Consider the following 16,622-nt stretch of genomic DNA (forward strand, 5'->3'; position numbering starts at 1 on the left):
GCCAATAAGCTGACCCGGCCGGGTGGGCTGGCGTCGGGAGTTCGATGGACATCGCGCTCTACCTCGCGGCGGCGACGAGCCTGATCATGGCCGCCGCCGCCGGCCTGTCGGCGGTCTCGCGCTTCGTCGGCCTGCCGATGCCCGTCGTCGTGGCCTTCGCGGGGCTGCTCTACGGCGTTTTCGGGCTGACCAGCGGCCTGACCTTCTCCGGCGCCGCGCTCGACAGCTACGACCAGTGGTTCGTCGAGTCGCTGGCGCTCGACGCCAGCGGGCTGCTGCTGCTGTTCCTGCCGCCGCTGCTGTTCGAGATGGCGATGGGCGTCGATTTGCGCCGCATCCGCGACGAGGCGGCGACCATCGCCATCATGGCGATCATCGCGGTTATCGTCGCGACGGCGACGGTGGGCGCGGGCGTCTGGCTCGGCTCGGCGTGGATGGGCTCCGGCGTCGGGCTCGTCGCCTGCCTGCTGCTCGGCGCCGCCGTCTCCACCACCGACCCCGCGGCGGTGATCACGACCTTTCGCGAGATCGGCGCGCCGCGGCGGCTCGCCGCGCTGCTGGAGGGCGAGAGCCTGCTGAACGACGCCGCCGCCATCGCGCTCTACGCGCTGCTGCTGGGGGTGGCGGCGTCGCAGGGCTCGGCGACCTTCGGCGGTTTTCTGGGCGATTTCTCGCAGTCCTTCGCGGTCGGCGCGGCGACGGGTCTTGCGATGGCGTGGCTGGCGGCGCGGATCTATCCGCTGCTCGGGGCCTCCGCCGCGGCGGAGGCGTCGGCCACGGTCGCGCTCGCCTACGGCGCGCATCTGGCGGCGGAAGTGGTCTTCGGCGGCTCCGGCGTCGTGGCGGTTGTGGTGGCCGGCGCCGTCACCGGCTCCTCCGGCTTCGTCAGCATGGGGCCGCGCAACTGGGCGACGACGCGGGCGGTCTGGGCGCAGATCGGCTTCTGGGCCAACGCGGCGATCCTGTTCATCGTCGCCTCCGCCACGCCGGCGCTGCTCGCCGATTTCACGGTCGCCGACGGCGCGCTGGTGGTCGTCGTCTATGTCGGGGCGCTGCTGGCGCGCGGCGCGGTGCTGTTCGGGCTGCTCCCGGTTCTCGACCGCGCCGGCCTCTCGACGCCCATCGGCGCGCGCCAGAAGGCGCTGCTGCTCTGGGGCGGGGTGCGCGGGGCGGTGACGCTGGTGCTGGCGATCTCGCTCACCGAGGTCTCGGCGCTGGGCGAGGACGCGGGGATCGTCGGCGCCGTCGCAGCGGCCTACACGCTAGCGACGCTGGGCCTCAACGCGGCGACGCTCGGCTGGGTCACGCGGCGGCTGGGGCTCGACCGGCTGTCGCCCGCCGACGCGGCGCTGCGCGAGCGCGTCGCCGCCGGCGCCATCGAGCGCGTCGCCGAGGTGGTCTCGAACCTCGCGCGCGCCCGCGACATCGAGCCCGAGGCCGTCGCATTCGTCACCGACGCCCTGCGCCGCCGCCGGATGGAGGCGGAGGAGGAGGCCGAGGCGGAGGCGCAGGGCGAGCGCATCCCCTTCGGCGAGCGACTGCGGCTCGGCCTGACCATCGTCTGCGGGCAGGAGGCGCGGCTGGTGCGCCGGGCGTTCGAGGAGGGCGCCATCGGCCCGCGCGCCACGCTCGCGCTTTCCGGCGCGGCGGAGCGGCTGGCCGACGCCGCGCGCGTCGGCTCGCGGGAGGGCTACGACGCCGCGGTGGAGGCCGAACTGCGCCCCACGGCCTGGTTCCGCGCCGTCCATCGCCTGCACCGGCTGTCGGGCTTCAGCCGGCCGCTGCGGCAGGCGCTGGAGCTGCGCCAGACCTGCCTGCTGGAGACCGAGCGCGTCATCGGCGAGCTTCAGGCGTTCAGCCAGACGCGGCTGCCGGCGATGGTGGGCGCCGACGCCGCCGCCAACATCGCCGCCGCGCTGGCGGGCCGGCTCGACGGCGTGGTCGACGAGATCACGGCGCTGTCGCTGCAATACCCCGCCTATGCGCTGGCGCTGGAGAAGGCGCTGATGGCGCGCGCGGCCGTGCGGCGCGAGCGGCAGGAATACGACCGGCTGCACCGCGACGGCGTCGTGGGGCCGGAGCTGCGCGAGGCGCTCGCGCGCGAGCTGGACGATCTGGAGCGCCGCGTCGCCGCGCCGCCGCGCCTCGACGTGAGCGCCTCCTCCATCGACCTGCTGAGCGCCGCGCCGATGTTCGCCGGGCTCGACGACAAGCAGAAGCGCCGCGTCGCCAAGCTGCTGCGCACCCGGCCGATCTTTCCCGGCGACGTGATCGCGGAGATCGGCGAGCGCGGCGACACGCTGCACTTCGTGGCTTCCGGCGCGCTGGAGGTGCAGCACGGCGACGGGCGCGCCATCACCCTGTCGAACGGCGCCTTCTTCGGCGAGCTCGGCCTTCTGGCGCCCTCGCGACGGCGCGCCACGCGGGTCGTCTCGCTCAGCTTCGGCCAGCTCCTCACCCTGTCGCGGCGCGATTTTCGCCGGCTCGCCAGCCGCGAGCCCGAGATCGAGCAGCGCATCCGCAGCGCCGCAGAGGCGCAGCTCCGCGGCGGATTCTCGGCGCCAGGGCAGCGCTAGGCGTGACGCCGCCCCGCCCCGGCGGCGGCATTGTTACGGTTTCATGTCAGGTGGTTAACGGGCGAACGAAAAAAGCCGTGCATGTCCGCGCCCGCTGTGTTGAGCTATGCGCAAGACGCAAAGCCGTCATAATCGACACAGGTGGAAATTCGATATGCGCATGATCAAGACGATCGCCGTCGCAAGCGCCGGTCTGCTCGGCGCGCTGACCTCCGCTTCGGCGCAGGAGACGTTCATCACGATCGGCACCGGCGGCCAGACCGGCGTGTACTATGTCGTCGGGCAGTCGATCTGCAGCCTCGTCAACCGAGGCCAGTCCCAGCACGGCATCCGCTGCACGGCGCCCTCCACCGGCGGATCGATCGCCAACATCAACGCCATCAAGGCGGGCGACATGGACATGGGCGTGGCCCAGTCCGACTGGCAGTATCACGCCTACAATGGCAGCGCGCGGTTCGAGGGCGAGGGCTTCCCCGGCATCCGCGCGGTGTTCTCGGTGCATCCCGAGCCGTTCACGGTGGTCGCGCGCGCCGACGCCGGCATCTCGACCTTCGACGACCTCAAGGGCAAGCGCGTGAACGTCGGCGTTCCGGGCTCGGGCCAGCTCGCCACCATGCAGGTGGTGCTCGACGCCAAGGGCTGGACGATGGACGACTTCTCGCTCGCCTCCGAACTCGCCCCTTCCGAGCAGGCGCAGGCGATGTGCGACAACAAGGTTGACGCGATCATCTTCACCGCCGGCCACCCCAACGGCTCGATCCAGGAGGCCACCACGTCCTGCGAGGCGGTGCTGGTCGACGTCTCGGGCCCGGCGATCGAGCAGCTCGTCGCCGACAACCCGTTCTACGCGGTCGCGACCGTGCCGGGCGGCATGTACGCCGGAAACCCCGAGGACGTGACGACCTTCGGCGTCCGCGCCACCTTCGTTTCGGCCGACACCGTGCCCGAGGAGACGATCTACCAGACCGTCAAGGCCGTCTTCGACAATTTCGGGCGCTTCAAGCGGCTGCATCCCGCCTTCGCGACCCTGAACGAGGAGGAGATGATCACCTCCGGCAACTCCGCGCCGCTGCATGACGGCGCCCGGCGCTACTTCGCCGAGAAGGGCTGGCTGCCCACCAACTGAGGCCGCCAGGGGCGTTCGCCGTCGCGGCGGTCCGGCGCCGCCGCGACGCCCCGGCGCAGCATCGTGCGCGAGTGTGCAGGACGGAGACCGCAGCCATGGCCGACAGCGCGCAGCAGACCGGCAGGCAGGGCGCCAGCCAGACGGAGCTCGATGAACTCGTCGCATCCTCCGACGTGGGGGGCAGGGCGCCGGCGCGGCCCGTCGCCCTGCTGATCGCGGGCGTCGCGCTGCTCTGGTCGCTCTTCCAGCTCTGGTTCGCCTCGCCGATCCCCTTCGCGGTGGGGTTCGGCGTGTTCAACGACACCGAGGCGCGGTCGATCCATCTCGCCTTCGCGCTGTTTCTCGCCTTCACGGCGTTTCCGGCGGTGCGCTCGCCGTTCCAGCTCGTGCTCGGCGTCGGCGTCCCGCTGCTGCTGACGGCGCTGTTCATGATCGGCGCGAAGCCTGGCGAGAGCGTCTGGTGGGCGCCGCTGATCGGGCTCGGCGTGGCCGCGGCGGTGCTGGCCGGCTCGCCGCGGGAGCGGGTCGAGCCCTGGGAATGGGCGCTGACGCTGATCTCGGCCGCCGCCGCGCTCTATCTCTACATCTTCTACCGCGAGATCTCCGACCGCGTCGGCGCCCCGATCACGCAGGACATGATCGTGGGCGTGGCGGGTCTGATGCTGCTGCTGGAGGCGACGCGCCGCGCCCTCGGGCCGGCGCTGATGATCGTGGCGACGGTGTTCCTCGTCTATACCTTCCTCGGCCCCTACATGCCGCAGATCATCTCGCACAAGGGCAACTCGCTCAGCGAGGTGGTGAACCACCAGTGGATCACGACGCAGGGCGTGTTCGGCATCGCGCTCGGCGTCTCCACCAGCTTCGTCTTCCTGTTCGTGCTGTTCGGCGCGCTGCTCGACAAGGCCGGCGCCGGCAACTACTTCATCCAGGTCGCCTTTTCGCTGATGGGCCACATGCGCGGCGGTCCCGCCAAGGCCGCGGTGGTCTCCTCGGCGATGACCGGGCTGATCTCCGGCTCCTCCATCGCCAATGTCGTCACCACCGGCACCTTCACCATTCCGCTGATGAAGCGCGTCGGCTTCTCCGCCGAGAAGGCCGGCGCAGTGGAGGTGGCCAGTTCCGTCAACGGCCAGATCATGCCCCCGGTCATGGGCGCCGCGGCGTTCCTGATGGTCGAGTATGTCGGCATCCCGTATTTCGACGTCGTGAAGCACGCCTTCGTGCCGGCGGTGATCAGCTACATCGCGCTGGTCTACATCGTGCATCTGGAGGCGATGAAGGCCGGCATGAAGGGCCTGCCGCGCGCCTATGAGCCGGGGCCGCTTCTGCAGCGGCTGATGGGGATCGTCGTCGCGATCATCGCGATCTGCGCCCTGTCCTTCGCGGTCTACTACGGCATGGGCTGGCTCCGCCCGGCCTTTCCGGACACGGCCGGCTACATCGTGTTCGGCCTGCTGACGGCGGTGTACGTCGCGCTGCTCTGGGTGGCCTCGCGCGAGGCGCCGCTGCGCATGGAGGACCCCAACGCCCCGGTCACCTCGCTGCCGCTGCCGGGGCCGACGGCGCGCGCCGGCTTCCACTTCATCCTGCCGGTCGTCGTGCTGGTCTGGGCGCTGATGGTGGACCGTCTGTCGCCCGGCCTGTCGGCGTTCTGGGCGGCGTGCTTCATGATCTTCATCCTGCTGACGCAGCGCCCGCTGCTGGCGCTGATGCGCGGCGAGGGGCGGTTGGCGCAGGCCGTTCGGCAGGGCGTCGTGGACCTGCTCGACGGGCTGATCACCGGCGCCCGCAACATGATCGGCATCGGAATCGCCACGGCCGCCGCCGGGATCATCGTCGGCGCGGTGAGCCAGACCGGTGTGGGCTCGGCGCTGGCGGACGTGGTCGCGGTGCTCTCGGGCGGCAACCTGATGGCCATCCTGGCGCTGACTGCGGTGCTGTCGCTCATCCTCGGCATGGGGCTGCCGACCACGGCGAACTACATCGTCGTCTCGGCGCTGCTCGCCCCGGTGATCGTGACCCTGGGCCAGCAGAACGGCCTGATCGTGCCGCTGATCGCCGTGCACCTGTTCGTGTTCTACTTCGGGATCATGGCCGACGTGACCCCGCCGGTGGGGCTGGCGAGCTTCGCCGCCGCGGCCGTCTCCGGCGGCGACCCGATCCGCACCGGCGTCATCGCGTTCTTCTACTCGCTGCGCACCGCGGCGCTGCCGTTCCTGTTCATCTTCAACACCGACCTGCTGCTGATCGACGTCGGCTGGGCGCAGGGGATCTTCGTCTTCGTCACGGCGACGCTGGCCATGCTGCTCTTCGCCGCCGCGACGCAGGGCTGGTTCCTGACGCGCAACCGCATCTACGAGGCCGCGGCGCTGCTGCTGGTCGCCTTCACGCTGTTCAGGCCCGGCTACTGGATGGACATGATCAGCCCGCCCTTCACCGAGCGCGAGCCCGGCGCGATCGTCGAGGCCGCCGCAGCGACGCCGCCCGGCGAGGCGCTGCGCCTGCGGGTGAACGGGCTCGACCAGTTCGGCGACCCGATCAGCTTCGTCGCCCTGCTGGAGATGCCGGCCGACGCCGCCGGCGAGACCGACGGGGCCGCGCGGTTGGAGCAGGCCGGCGTCTTTGTCATGGAGCGTGACGGCAGGACCATCATCGACGATGTCGCCTTCGACAGCCCCGCGCAGGCCGCCGGCCTCGACTGGGATCAGGAGGTGGTGCGCGTGCTCCAGCCGGTGTGGCAGCCGAGCAAGTACCTGATGTACGTCCCGGCGCTGGGCCTCCTGGCGCTGGTCGTGCTGACGCAGCGCCGCCGCGCCGAGGCCGCCGAGGCCCGCGGCGCCGCGGCGACGGCCTGAGGGGAGGGCGGGGAAGATGTTCGCCAACATCCTGCTGCCGGTCGATCTCGGCCATGACAGCTCGTGGATCAGGGCGCTGCCCGCTGCGGCGGAGCTGGCGCGGCGCGACGGCGCCACGCTCCACCTGCTCGCCGTCGCGCCGGATTTCGGCATGACCGCGGTGGCGGGCTACTTTCCGGCCGGTTTCCAGCAGGACGCGGTGGCGCGGCTCAACGCCGATCTCGCGGCCTTCGCCGCGGCGAACGGGCCGAAGGACGTGGCGACCAAGGCCCATGTCGGCCTCGGCCACGCCGCGGAGCAGATCCTCGCCGCGGCGTCTGCGACGAAGGCGGACCTGATCGTCATGGCCTCCCACGCGCCCGACATGGTGCGCTCGTTGCTCATCGGCTCCGTGGCCGACAGGGTGGTGCACGCCTCGCCGGTTTCGGTGCTCGTCGTTCGATGATAAGCGTCGCCGACCAGGGCGCTTCGACGCCGGCGCCCCCGACGCGTCCTCGCCCGCCCCGTTTTCGAGAGACCGCGTCGCCATGACCCCCTTCGCCATCGCCGGCGTGCAGATGCACGTCGCCGCCGCCCATGACAACGTCGAGGCGATGCGCCATCGCCTCGACGTCCTGATGGCGCGGTTTCCGTGGACCCAGATGGCGCTGTTCAGCGAGCTTGCGCCCTACGGCCCGCTGCTGCGCTTCGCCCAGCCCTTCCCCAACCAGGCGCTCGACCAGTTCTGCGTCGATGCGCGCCGCCATGGCGTCTGGCTCATCCCCGGCTCGATGTTCGAGAAGGACGTCGACGGCCGCATCTACAACACCTCGGTCGTCATCAATCCGCACGGCGAGATCGTCGCGAAGTATCGCAAGATGTTCCCGTTCCGTCCATATGAGGCGGACGTGTCGGCGGGCGAGGGGTTCTGCGTGTTCGACGTGCCGGGCGTCGGCCGCTTCGGCCTCTCGATCTGCTACGACATCTGGTTTCCCGAGACGACGCGCCAGCTCACCGCGATGGGCGCCGAGGTGCTGCTTCACCCCGTGCTGACCGGCACGACCGACCGCGACGCCGAACTCGCCATCGCGCGCGCCACCGCGGCGCAGTTTCAGTGCTATGTCTTCGACGTCAACGGCCTCGGCGCCGGCGGCGTGGGCCGCTCGCTGGTGGTCGATCCCTCCGCGACGGTGCTGCACCAGTCGGCGGGGCAGGAGGACATGTTCCCCTTCGAGGTCGACCTCGACCTCGTGCGCCGCCAGCGCGAGAACGGCCTGCGCGGGCTGGGGCAGGTGCTCAAGAGCTTCCGCGACCGCCCGGTGGACTTCCCGGTGTACGACCGGGCGAGCGGGTCGGACGCCTATCTTGCGACGCTGGGGCCGCTCAGGATGCCGCAGCGGCCGCCGCCCCTGCCGGCTCCGCCGGTCGACGCCGCCGCCGACATCGCGTCGACGGCGCTGACCTACGGCCGCCCTGCGGCGGTCTCGGCGGAGTGATCTGAACGCAGACGGAGGCGACCATGGCCGATGACGGAATGGCGACCACGAAGGGTTCGATCGGGGAATACTACAGCGCGGTGCAGCTGCGCGCGGACCGCTGGACGGCGCTGCGGCAGACGCTGGAGGCCGCGGCGCGGCACGGGCCCAAGGCGCGAGGCGCGGCCAAGCTCGCCGCCAAGGCCGAGGCGCTGCTCGACAGCCTGACGCCCATCGAGGCCTACTGGGCCTTTCCCGGACGCGCCGCCTTCGAGCACATGCGCCGCCAGCTCGCCCACGGCCATCTCGACGACGCCGCCCATCTCGTGCGCCGCGCCGCCCGCGCCCTGACCTCCGGCGCCTATCGCCGACGCCATATCCCGCTCTCCATCGAGGACGCCGAGGCGGAGGAGATGGAGGACGAGTCGACGCTCTCGGTGGAGGCGCGCGCGCTCGTGCGCCCCTATTTCGAGGTGCTGGTCGTCGACGACATCTCCGAGCATCAGGAGCGCTGGCTGCGCGCCTCGCTGCAGCGCGCCCGTCGCCCGGAGGACGCCTTCGTCTACGAGATCGTCGTGGTGCCGAGCCTGGAGGACGCGCTGATCGGCATCCTCTTCAACCACAACATCCAGGCCGTGATCGTCCGCCCCGGCCTGCGGCTGAAATCCGAGAACCGGCTCACCGTCCTGACCCGCTATCTCAACCGCGTCGGCGAGGACGAGGACGTGGACGCCCTGTCGCCGGAGGATTACGGGCCGGAACTGTGCCGGCTCGTCTCCAAGGTGCGGCCCGAACTCGACGCCTATCTCGTCACCGACCGCTCCGTGGAGGACATCGCCGGCATGGATCTCGGTCACTGCCGCCGCGTGTTCTACAATCAGGAAGACTTCCTGGAGCTGCACCTCAACATCCTGCGCGGTGTCAACTCACGCTACAAGACGCCGTTCTTCACCGCGCTCAAGGAATACTCCAAACAGCCGACTGGCGTGTTTCACGCCATGCCGATCAGTCGCGGCAAGTCGATCAGCCGGTCGCACTGGATACAGGACATGGGGGCGTTCTACGGCCCCAACATCTTCCTCGCCGAGACGTCGGCCACCTCCGGCGGGCTCGACAGCCTGCTGGAACCGCATGGCCCAATCAAGAAAGCGCAGGAATACGCGGCGCGCGCCTTCGGCGCGAAGCAGACCTTCTTCGCCACCAACGGCACCTCGACCTGCAACAAGATCGTCGTGCAGGCGCTGGTGCGGCCCGGAGACATCGTGCTGGTGGACCGCGACTGCCACAAGTCGCACCATTACGGCATGGTGCTCGCCGGCGCCGAAGTAGTCTATCTCGACAGCTACCCGCTCAGCCAGTACTCGATGTATGGCGCGGTGCCGCTGCGCGAGATCAAGCATGCGCTGCTGAAGCTGAAGGCCGCCGGCAAGCTCGACCGGGTGCGCATGCTGCTGCTGACCAACTGCACCTTCGACGGCATCGTTTACAACGTCGAGCGCGTGGTCGAGGAATGCCTGGCGATCAAGCGCGACCTGGTCTTCCTGTGGGACGAGGCGTGGTTCGCCTTCGCCCGCTTCGGCCCGACCTATCGCCAGCGCACCGCGATGGCGGTGGCGAACACCCTGCGCCAGAAGCTGCGCGAGCCCGACTACGCGAAGGCCCATGCGCGCCACGCCAAGGCGCTGGAGGGCGCCGACGACGAAAAGCTTCTGGAGACCCGCCTGATGGCGCCGCCGGACGCGCGGGTGCGCGTCTACGCCACCCAGTCCACCCACAAGACGCTGACCTCGCTGCGTCAGGGCTCGATGATCCACGTCAACGACCAGGACTTCAAGGGCGAGGTCGAGCAGTCCTTCCACGAAGCCTACATGACCCACACCTCGACCTCGCCGAACTACCAGATCATCGCCTCGCTGGACGTCGGCCGCCGGCAGGTGGAGCTTGAGGGCTTCGAGATGGTGCAGCGGCAGGTCGAGGCCGCCATGTCGATGCGCCGCGCCATCGCCACGCATCCGCTGCTCAACAAGTATTTCAAGCTGCTGACCGCTGGCGACATGATCCCGGAGGCCTATCGCGAGAGCGGCGTGCAGAGCTACTACAGCTCAAGCCAGGGCTGGACCGACATCTGGGAGAGCTGGGCGAGCGACGAGTTCGTGCTGGACGCCACCCGCGTCACGCTGGCGGTGGGCGGCACCGGCTGGGACGGCGACACCTTCAAGAACGCCATCCTGATGGAGCGCCACGGCATCCAGATCAACAAGACCTCGCGCAACACCGTCCTGTTCATGACCAACATCGGGACGACGCGCTCCTCGGTCGCCTATCTCATCGAGGTGCTGGTCGGCGTCGCCAAGGAACTCGACGACAGGCTCGACGACGCCTCGCGCATGGAGCGCCTCGCCTTCGAGCGCCGCGTCAAGTCGCTGACCGAGGATTTGCCGCCGCTGCCCGACTTCAGCCGCTTCCACGCCGCCTTCCGTCGCGACGAGAACTCGCCGGAGGGCGACATCCGCCGGGCGTTCTTTCTCGCCTACGATGAGAAGAACTGCGATTACATGCCGCTCGACGGCGAGATCGACCGCGTCGTCAGGAGCGGCGCGGAGGTCGTCTCGGCCTCCTTCGTCATTCCCTACCCGCCGGGCTTCCCCATCCTCGTGCCGGGGCAGGTGATCAGCGAGGAGATCCTCGCCTTCATGCGCGCGCTGGATGTCAGCGAGATCCACGGCTACCGCCCCGATCTCGGCCTGCGCGTGTTCACCGACGCGGCGCTGTCGATCGAGGCCGGCGCTGCGCTGCGCCGGGCAGCCGAATAACAAACGACGGAGGGCGGCATGCCCAAGAAGACGCTGAAAAACATCTCCGAGATACGCCGTTTCTTCCACACCAATCAGGAGCCGATCTACTTCATATCGGCGACCAACTTCAACCTGCTCGGGATCGACGAGTGGGTGAAGAACTTCAAGTATGTCAACTACCTCGACTGCTACGACGGCCGGCACCCGAACGTCTTCGTGCCGGACGAGCAGCCCCATGCCGAGTTCCAGTCGATTGAGGACATCAACAACTACCTGCTCCAGCACAAGCAGGTGGACGACTACACGAAGGATCGCGGCGGCAAGCCAAAGTTCGTGTTCCTGATGTTCGACGAAAAGACCGAGAAGCTTGCGAAGCAGATGGGCGCCGAGGTCTGGTTCCCGAAGGCCAGCCTGCGCACCCGCGTCGACAACAAGATCGAGACGGTGCGCATCGGCGACAAGGCGGGCGTGCCGTCGGCGCCGAACACGCTCGCCGAAGTCGGAAGCTGGGAGGATCTGACGAAGCTGGCCAGGGAGGCCGGGCTGGGCTCCGACCTCGTGCTGCAGTCCGCCTTCGGCGACAGCGGCCACACGACCTTCTTCGTCAAGGACGAGGCCGACTTCCGCAAGCACGAGCACGAGATCGTCGGCCAAGGCGAGATCAAGATCATGAAGCGGCTGGTCTGCCGCGGCTCGGCCATCGAGGCTTGCGCCACCAGGGCCGGCACCATCGTCGGCCCGCTGATGACCGAGCTCGTAGGCTTCAAGGAGCTGACGCCCTATCGCGGCGGCTGGTGCGGCAACGAGATCTTCCCGACCGCCTTCGCGCCGAAGGTCCGGAACAAGGCGCGCGAACTGACGTTCAGGTTCGGCGAGCAGCTCAAGGCCGAGGGCTATCGCGGCTACTTCGAACTCGACTTCCTGATCGAGGAGAAGACAGGCGAGATCTATCTCGGCGAGCTGAACCCGCGGATCACCGGGGCCAGTTCGATGACCAACCACGCCGCCTTCGCCCACGCCGACGCGCCGCTGTTCCTGTTCCACCTGCTGGAGTTCAGCGGCAAACCGTTCGACATCGACGTGGAGGAGCTGAACGCCCGCTGGGCCGATCCCGACATGATCGACTCGTGGTCCCAGATGGTCATCAAGCACACCGAGGACAGCGTCGACATCGTGACCCAGGCGCCCGAGACCGGCATCTACCGCATGCTCGACGACGGCCGCGTGGTGTTCGACCGGTTCGACTATCACCGCCGCGCCGTCGAGAGCGAGAAGGAGGCGTTCTTCCTGCGCATCCTCAAGCCCGGAGACTACCGCTACGAGGGCGCCGACCTCGGCATCCTCGTGACGCGCGGCCGCTCGATGACGAAGAAGTTCGAGCTGGACCCCCGCGCCCGGAAGTGGATCGACGGCGTCAAGAGCGCCTTCTCGGCGCGGCCGCTGCCCTCCGCCGCCGCGCTCGCCGAACCCGCCTTCAAGATCCTGTGACGGCGTGGCGCTCACCTTCCGCGCCGTATCCGAGGATGCGCCCGGCCCGCTCTGGGCCGGCCTGTTCCGCGAGCACTGGCCCGCCTATCGGCGCTGGTGGCTGAAGCAGGGGGCCGAGGCGCGCCCGACCTATCGCGAGAGCCGCGAGGCGCTCAGCGCCGCCATGCCGGAGATGATCGGGCTCTACGAGGCGCTGTGCGACCTCGCCGGCGGTGGCGACCTCGAGGCGCGCTTCCTCAGCTTCCACTGCCCGCCGCCCTATCTCTCGGCCTGCTCGCAGGCGGTCTGGCCGGGCGAGGCGCCGCTGCTGGTGCGCAACTACGACTACAGCCCGGCGCTGTTCGACGCGCTGGCGCTGCGCACGCGCTGGGGCGGCGTGGGGGTCAAGGGCGTCTCCGACGGGCTCTGGGGCCTCGTGGACGGCGTGAACGAGGCGGGCCTCGCCGTCTCGCTGACCTTCGGCGGCCGGCAGGTGGTGGGAGACGGGTTCGGCGTGCCGCTGATCCTGCGCTACGTCCTGCAGACCTGCGAGACCGCCGAGGAGGCCGGCCGCCGGCTCGCCCGCATCCCCTGCCACATGAGCTACAACGTCACCGCGCTGGACGCCAAGCGCCGCTACCTCACCGCCTATCTCGCGCCCGACCGGCCCGCCGTCGTCACACATGCGGCCGTCGCGACCAACCATCAGGAGCGCGTGGAGTGGGAGACCCACGCCCGCTTCACCGCGACGGTGGAGCGCGAGCGCTACCTGCTCCACCGGCTGACGCTGCATGTCGAGCCGCAGGAGCGCTTCATCGCGGCCTTTCTCCGCCCGCCGCTCTATTCGCTGGCCTTTGCGCGCGGCTTCGGCACGCTCTTCACCGCCGCCTATCGCCCGCGCGAGTACGGCTTCGAGCTGCGCTGGCCGAACGCGGTCTGGCGGCCGTTCGACGACCCCGGCGCCCCGGCCGCGATGCGCGTCGCGCTGCCCGACCTCGCCGCGCAGGGGTGATCGCGGTCCGCGGCGCCGCGACCGTTGCGGATGGCGCAGACGTGCACGAAAAGCGGCGTCGCGTCGCCGGCGGGTTCACAAGCCCGCCGATCCGGACGACATGGAGCGCGATGATGCGCGAGGACGACATCGATGCGACCGCGAACGGCGCCGGCGCCTTCACAGGCGGCGCGCGGAAGCGCGCGGCTGCGGACCCTGCCGGGCTTCGCCTCGCCGCGCTCGGCCCGGACGACCTGATCGCCTGTCCCGCCTGCGACCTGCTGCACCGGCTGCAGACACCCCCGCCCGGCGGCAGGGCGCGCTGCCGGCGCTGCGGCGCGGCGCTGCTGACCGACCGGGCGGCGGCGCTCGACACCGCGCTGGCCTGCGCCTTCGCCATCCTGATCCTCATCGCCGCGACGCTGTTCTTTCCGTTCCTGACGCTGGAGGCCGCCGGCGTCGTGCGCCGCGTCTCGCTGCTCGACGCGGTGCTCGCCTTCGCGGCGGGGTGGCTGGCGCCGCTCGTCATCGCCATGGCCGCCTTCGTCGTCGCCGCGCCGGCGGCCCGCGCGGCGCTGCTGATCTATGTGCTCGGGCCGCTGCGCCTCGACCGCCCGCCGCTGCCCGGCGCGCGCGCCGCCTATGCGCTGGCCAACGAGATCAGGCCGTGGTCGATGGCCGAGATCTTCCTGCTCGGCGTCGCGGTGGCGCTGGTGAAGGTGGCGGGGCTCGCCTCGGTCAGCCTCGGCCCCGCCTTCTTCGCCTGCGCGGTCGGCGTCGCGCTGATCGTCGTGGAGGACGCCGTGGTCTGCCGCTGGTCGATCTGGCGGATGCTGGAGGGCGCGCGATGACGGGGGCGGCAGCGATGACGGGGGCGGCCGCCGCGCCGCTGATGATCACCGCGCGGGAGGCGGGCCTCGTCGGCTGCCGGCGCTGCGGCGCCGTCTCGCCCGCCGGCGCGGCGCGGTGCCGGCGCTGCGGCGCGCGGCCCGACGTCGTGGACGCGCGCTCGCTGCAGACCGTCTGGGCGCTGCTCGCCGTGGGGCTGATCGCCTACATCCCGGCCAACATCTGGCCGATGCTGCGCGTCAGCCGTTTCGGGACGACGCAGGAAAGCACCATCGTCGGCGGCGTGATCGAGCTGATCGACCATGGCGCCTACGGCGTCGCCGCCATCGTCGGCGTCGCCAGCGTCGTGGTGCCGATCGCGAAGTTTCTCGTGATCGCCTGGCTCGCCGTCGCCATCGCCGCCCGCCGCCGCCGCGCCCCCGACGCGCACGCGCTGCACCGGATGCACCGCCTGGTGGAACTGGTCGGGCGCTGGTCGATGGTCGACATCTTCGTCGTGGCGATCCTCGCGGCGCTGGTGCAGCTCGGCCTGATCGCCGCCATCCATCCGGGCCTCGCCGCCGTGTTCTTCGCGGTGTCGGTCGTCTTCACCATGCTCGCCGCGCAGGCCTTCGACCCGCGCCTGTTGTGGCTGGAGCATGGCCGCTCGGCCGCGCCCCAACCGCAGCCGCCCCGTCCCGTCGCAGGAGCCGACCGTTGACGCATGACGCCGACATCGCGCCGCCAGACCTCGAAGACCGGCCGTCGCGCCGCATCTCGCTGGTCTGGCTGCTGCCGCTCCTGGCGCTGGCCGGCGCGCTCGGCGTCGCATGGAGCGCATGGTCCTCGCGCGGGCCCGTCATCGAGATCGTGTTCGAGGACGCCTCGGGCGTGCGCGCCGGCGAGACCACCCTGCGCCGCCGCGACATCGAGGTTGGCCGCGTCGAGGACGTCAGCTTCGCGCCCGACGCGGATCACGTCGTCGTCACCGCCCGCATCGAGCCGGAGATCGCGCCGCTGCTCGACGACGGCGCGCAGTTCTGGGTGGTGCGCCCCGAGATCACCACGCGCGGCGTCACCGGCCTCGGCGCGCTGGTCTCTGGCGTCCACATCGAGACGGCGTGGGACGATGGGACGGGAGAGCCGCGGCGGGAGTTCGTCGGGCTGCCCGAAGCGCCGCTCACCCCGCCCAACACGCCGGGCCTGCGCGTCACGCTGCGCGCGGCGGAGGGCGGCTCGGTCGCCGTCGGGGCGCCGGTGTTCTTCAAGGGCATCGACGTCGGCCGCATCGAGAGCCGCCAGCTCACGCCCGCCGGCGACGCGGTGGAGTTCGAGGCGTTCGTCCGCGCGCCCTACGACGCCCACCTCACCCGCGCCACGCGGTTCTGGAACGCCTCCGGCTTCGACGTGGAGCTCGGCGCTGAGGGCGCGCGCCTGCGCGTCGCCTCGCTCCTGTCGCTGCTGCAGGGCGGCGTCGGCTTCGACACGCTGGAGGGCGCGCGGGCGCAGGGCGCCGCGGCCGCCGCCTCCGGCGCCGTGTTCCGGCTCCACCCCTCCGAGCGGGACGCCCGCGACAGCCTGCTCGACGGCGACGTGGAGCAGGCCGCGCTGATCACCGTCCGCTTCGAAGGCTCGGTGCGCGGCCTCAGCGCCGGGGCGCCGGTGGAGTTCCGCGGCATCCGCATCGGCTCGGTGCGCGACATCGCGCTGTCCGTGGAGGAGGGGGCCGAGGCCACGCTCGCCGCGACGCTGCAGATCCAGCCGCGCCGGCTTGGCGTGCCGGACCGGCGGGCCGCGCTCGACTTCATCGCCGACAACGCGCGCCGCGGGATGCGCGCCAAGCTCCAGAGCGGCAGCCTCATCACCGGCGCGCTCTATGTCGGCCTGGTGCAGGACGTGCAGGGGCCCGCGAAGTTCGACGCGACCGCCGAGCCCCATCCGGTGCTGGAGACCGCGCCCTCCGACCTCGAGACCGTGACGGCCACCGCGCAGGGCATGATCGCGCGCATCAACGCCCTGCCCATAGAGGCGCTGCTGACGGAGGCGACCGGGCTCATGAGCAGCCTCGCCGCCGTGGCGGCGGACCCCGCGACGCAGGGGCTTCCCGCCGACGCCGCGGCCGCGGTGCAGGCGTTCGGCCGGCTGGCGCAGTCGCCCTCGCTCGCCGAGGCCCCGGTCGCGCTGGCGCGCGCGCTCGACGAGGTCGAGACGCTGCTGACGACGCTGCGCGAGACCGGCGCGGTCGACCAGCTCGGCGCCGCCGTGGCCGACGCCCGCACCGCGATGGCGGCAGCCAGCGCGGCGGCGGCCTCGGTCGAGGAGGCGACGACGCGGCTGCCGCGGCTCGTCTCGGCGCTCACCGCCACCGCCGACCGCGCGGACGCCGTGCTCGCCTCGTTCGAGGTCGGCTCCGAGCTCAACTACGAGGCCGTGACGGCGCTGCGCGAGGTGCGGGACGCGGCGCGGGCGGTGACGGCGCTGATCTCCGCCTTGGACCGGCGGCCGAACTCCCTCATATTGGGCAGATGAC

Annotated in this window: 11 protein-coding genes; all 11 read left to right on the forward strand. The window is 70.9% G+C overall.

Annotated features, from left to right (window positions below; all coding sequences use genetic code 11):
• The first annotated feature begins 44 nt into the window (after positions 1-44).
• The 11 genes from BLW43_RS03575 to BLW43_RS03625 all read left to right on the forward strand — a co-directional run bounded on the left by BLW43_RS03575 (position 45) and on the right by BLW43_RS03625 (position 16,621).
• Positions 45-2,576: a cation:proton antiporter domain-containing protein gene (locus BLW43_RS03575; protein WP_093248480.1), complete on the forward strand. Its 2,532-nt coding sequence runs from the start codon at positions 45-47 to the stop codon at positions 2,574-2,576.
• A 154-nt stretch (positions 2,577-2,730) separates the two neighbouring features.
• Positions 2,731-3,702, forward strand: coding sequence for a TAXI family TRAP transporter solute-binding subunit (locus tag BLW43_RS03580; RefSeq protein WP_093248482.1), 972 nt, complete (start codon positions 2,731-2,733; stop codon positions 3,700-3,702).
• A gap of 95 nt (positions 3,703-3,797) precedes the next feature.
• Positions 3,798-6,557 (forward strand): TRAP transporter permease, encoded by a 2,760-nt coding sequence (locus BLW43_RS03585; RefSeq protein WP_093248484.1) that lies wholly within the window; start codon positions 3,798-3,800, stop codon positions 6,555-6,557.
• Positions 6,558-6,573: 16 nt separating this feature from the next.
• The gene (locus BLW43_RS03590; protein WP_093248486.1) at positions 6,574-7,002 is read left to right on the forward strand and encodes a universal stress protein; all 429 of its coding nucleotides are present in this window, start codon (positions 6,574-6,576) and stop codon (positions 7,000-7,002) included.
• 82 nt (positions 7,003-7,084) lie between these two features.
• Positions 7,085-8,032 carry a carbon-nitrogen hydrolase family protein gene (locus tag BLW43_RS03595; RefSeq protein WP_093248488.1) on the forward strand — a complete coding sequence of 316 codons (948 nt, stop codon included), beginning with the start codon at positions 7,085-7,087 and terminating at the stop codon, positions 8,030-8,032.
• 23 nt (positions 8,033-8,055) lie between these two features.
• Positions 8,056-10,824, forward strand: a complete 2,769-nt coding sequence (locus BLW43_RS03600) for an aminotransferase class I/II-fold pyridoxal phosphate-dependent enzyme (protein ID WP_245730908.1) — start codon at positions 8,056-8,058, stop codon at positions 10,822-10,824.
• Positions 10,825-10,842: 18 nt separating this feature from the next.
• Complete coding sequence (locus tag BLW43_RS03605; protein ID WP_093248490.1) at positions 10,843-12,294, forward strand: biotin carboxylase; 1,452 nt, start codon at positions 10,843-10,845, stop codon at positions 12,292-12,294.
• A 4-nt stretch (positions 12,295-12,298) separates the two neighbouring features.
• On the forward strand, positions 12,299-13,285 hold the full coding sequence (locus BLW43_RS03610; protein ID WP_093248492.1) for a C45 family autoproteolytic acyltransferase/hydrolase: 987 nt from the start codon (positions 12,299-12,301) through the stop codon (positions 13,283-13,285).
• A 113-nt stretch (positions 13,286-13,398) separates the two neighbouring features.
• Complete coding sequence (locus BLW43_RS03615) at positions 13,399-14,115, forward strand: paraquat-inducible protein A (protein WP_093249896.1); 717 nt, start codon at positions 13,399-13,401, stop codon at positions 14,113-14,115.
• Positions 14,112-14,813, forward strand: coding sequence for a paraquat-inducible protein A (locus tag BLW43_RS03620; RefSeq protein ID WP_245730909.1), 702 nt, complete (start codon positions 14,112-14,114; stop codon positions 14,811-14,813). The genes BLW43_RS03615 and BLW43_RS03620 overlap by 4 nt, the downstream gene beginning before the upstream one ends.
• Positions 14,810-16,621 (forward strand): PqiB family protein, encoded by a 1,812-nt coding sequence (locus BLW43_RS03625; protein WP_175478739.1) that lies wholly within the window; start codon positions 14,810-14,812, stop codon positions 16,619-16,621. The genes BLW43_RS03620 and BLW43_RS03625 overlap by 4 nt, the downstream gene beginning before the upstream one ends.
• The last annotated feature ends 1 nt before the right edge of the window (position 16,622 follow it).

The organism is Rubrimonas cliftonensis (genome assembly GCF_900107585.1).
Classification (GTDB): domain Bacteria; phylum Pseudomonadota; class Alphaproteobacteria; order Rhodobacterales; family Rhodobacteraceae; genus Rubrimonas; species Rubrimonas cliftonensis.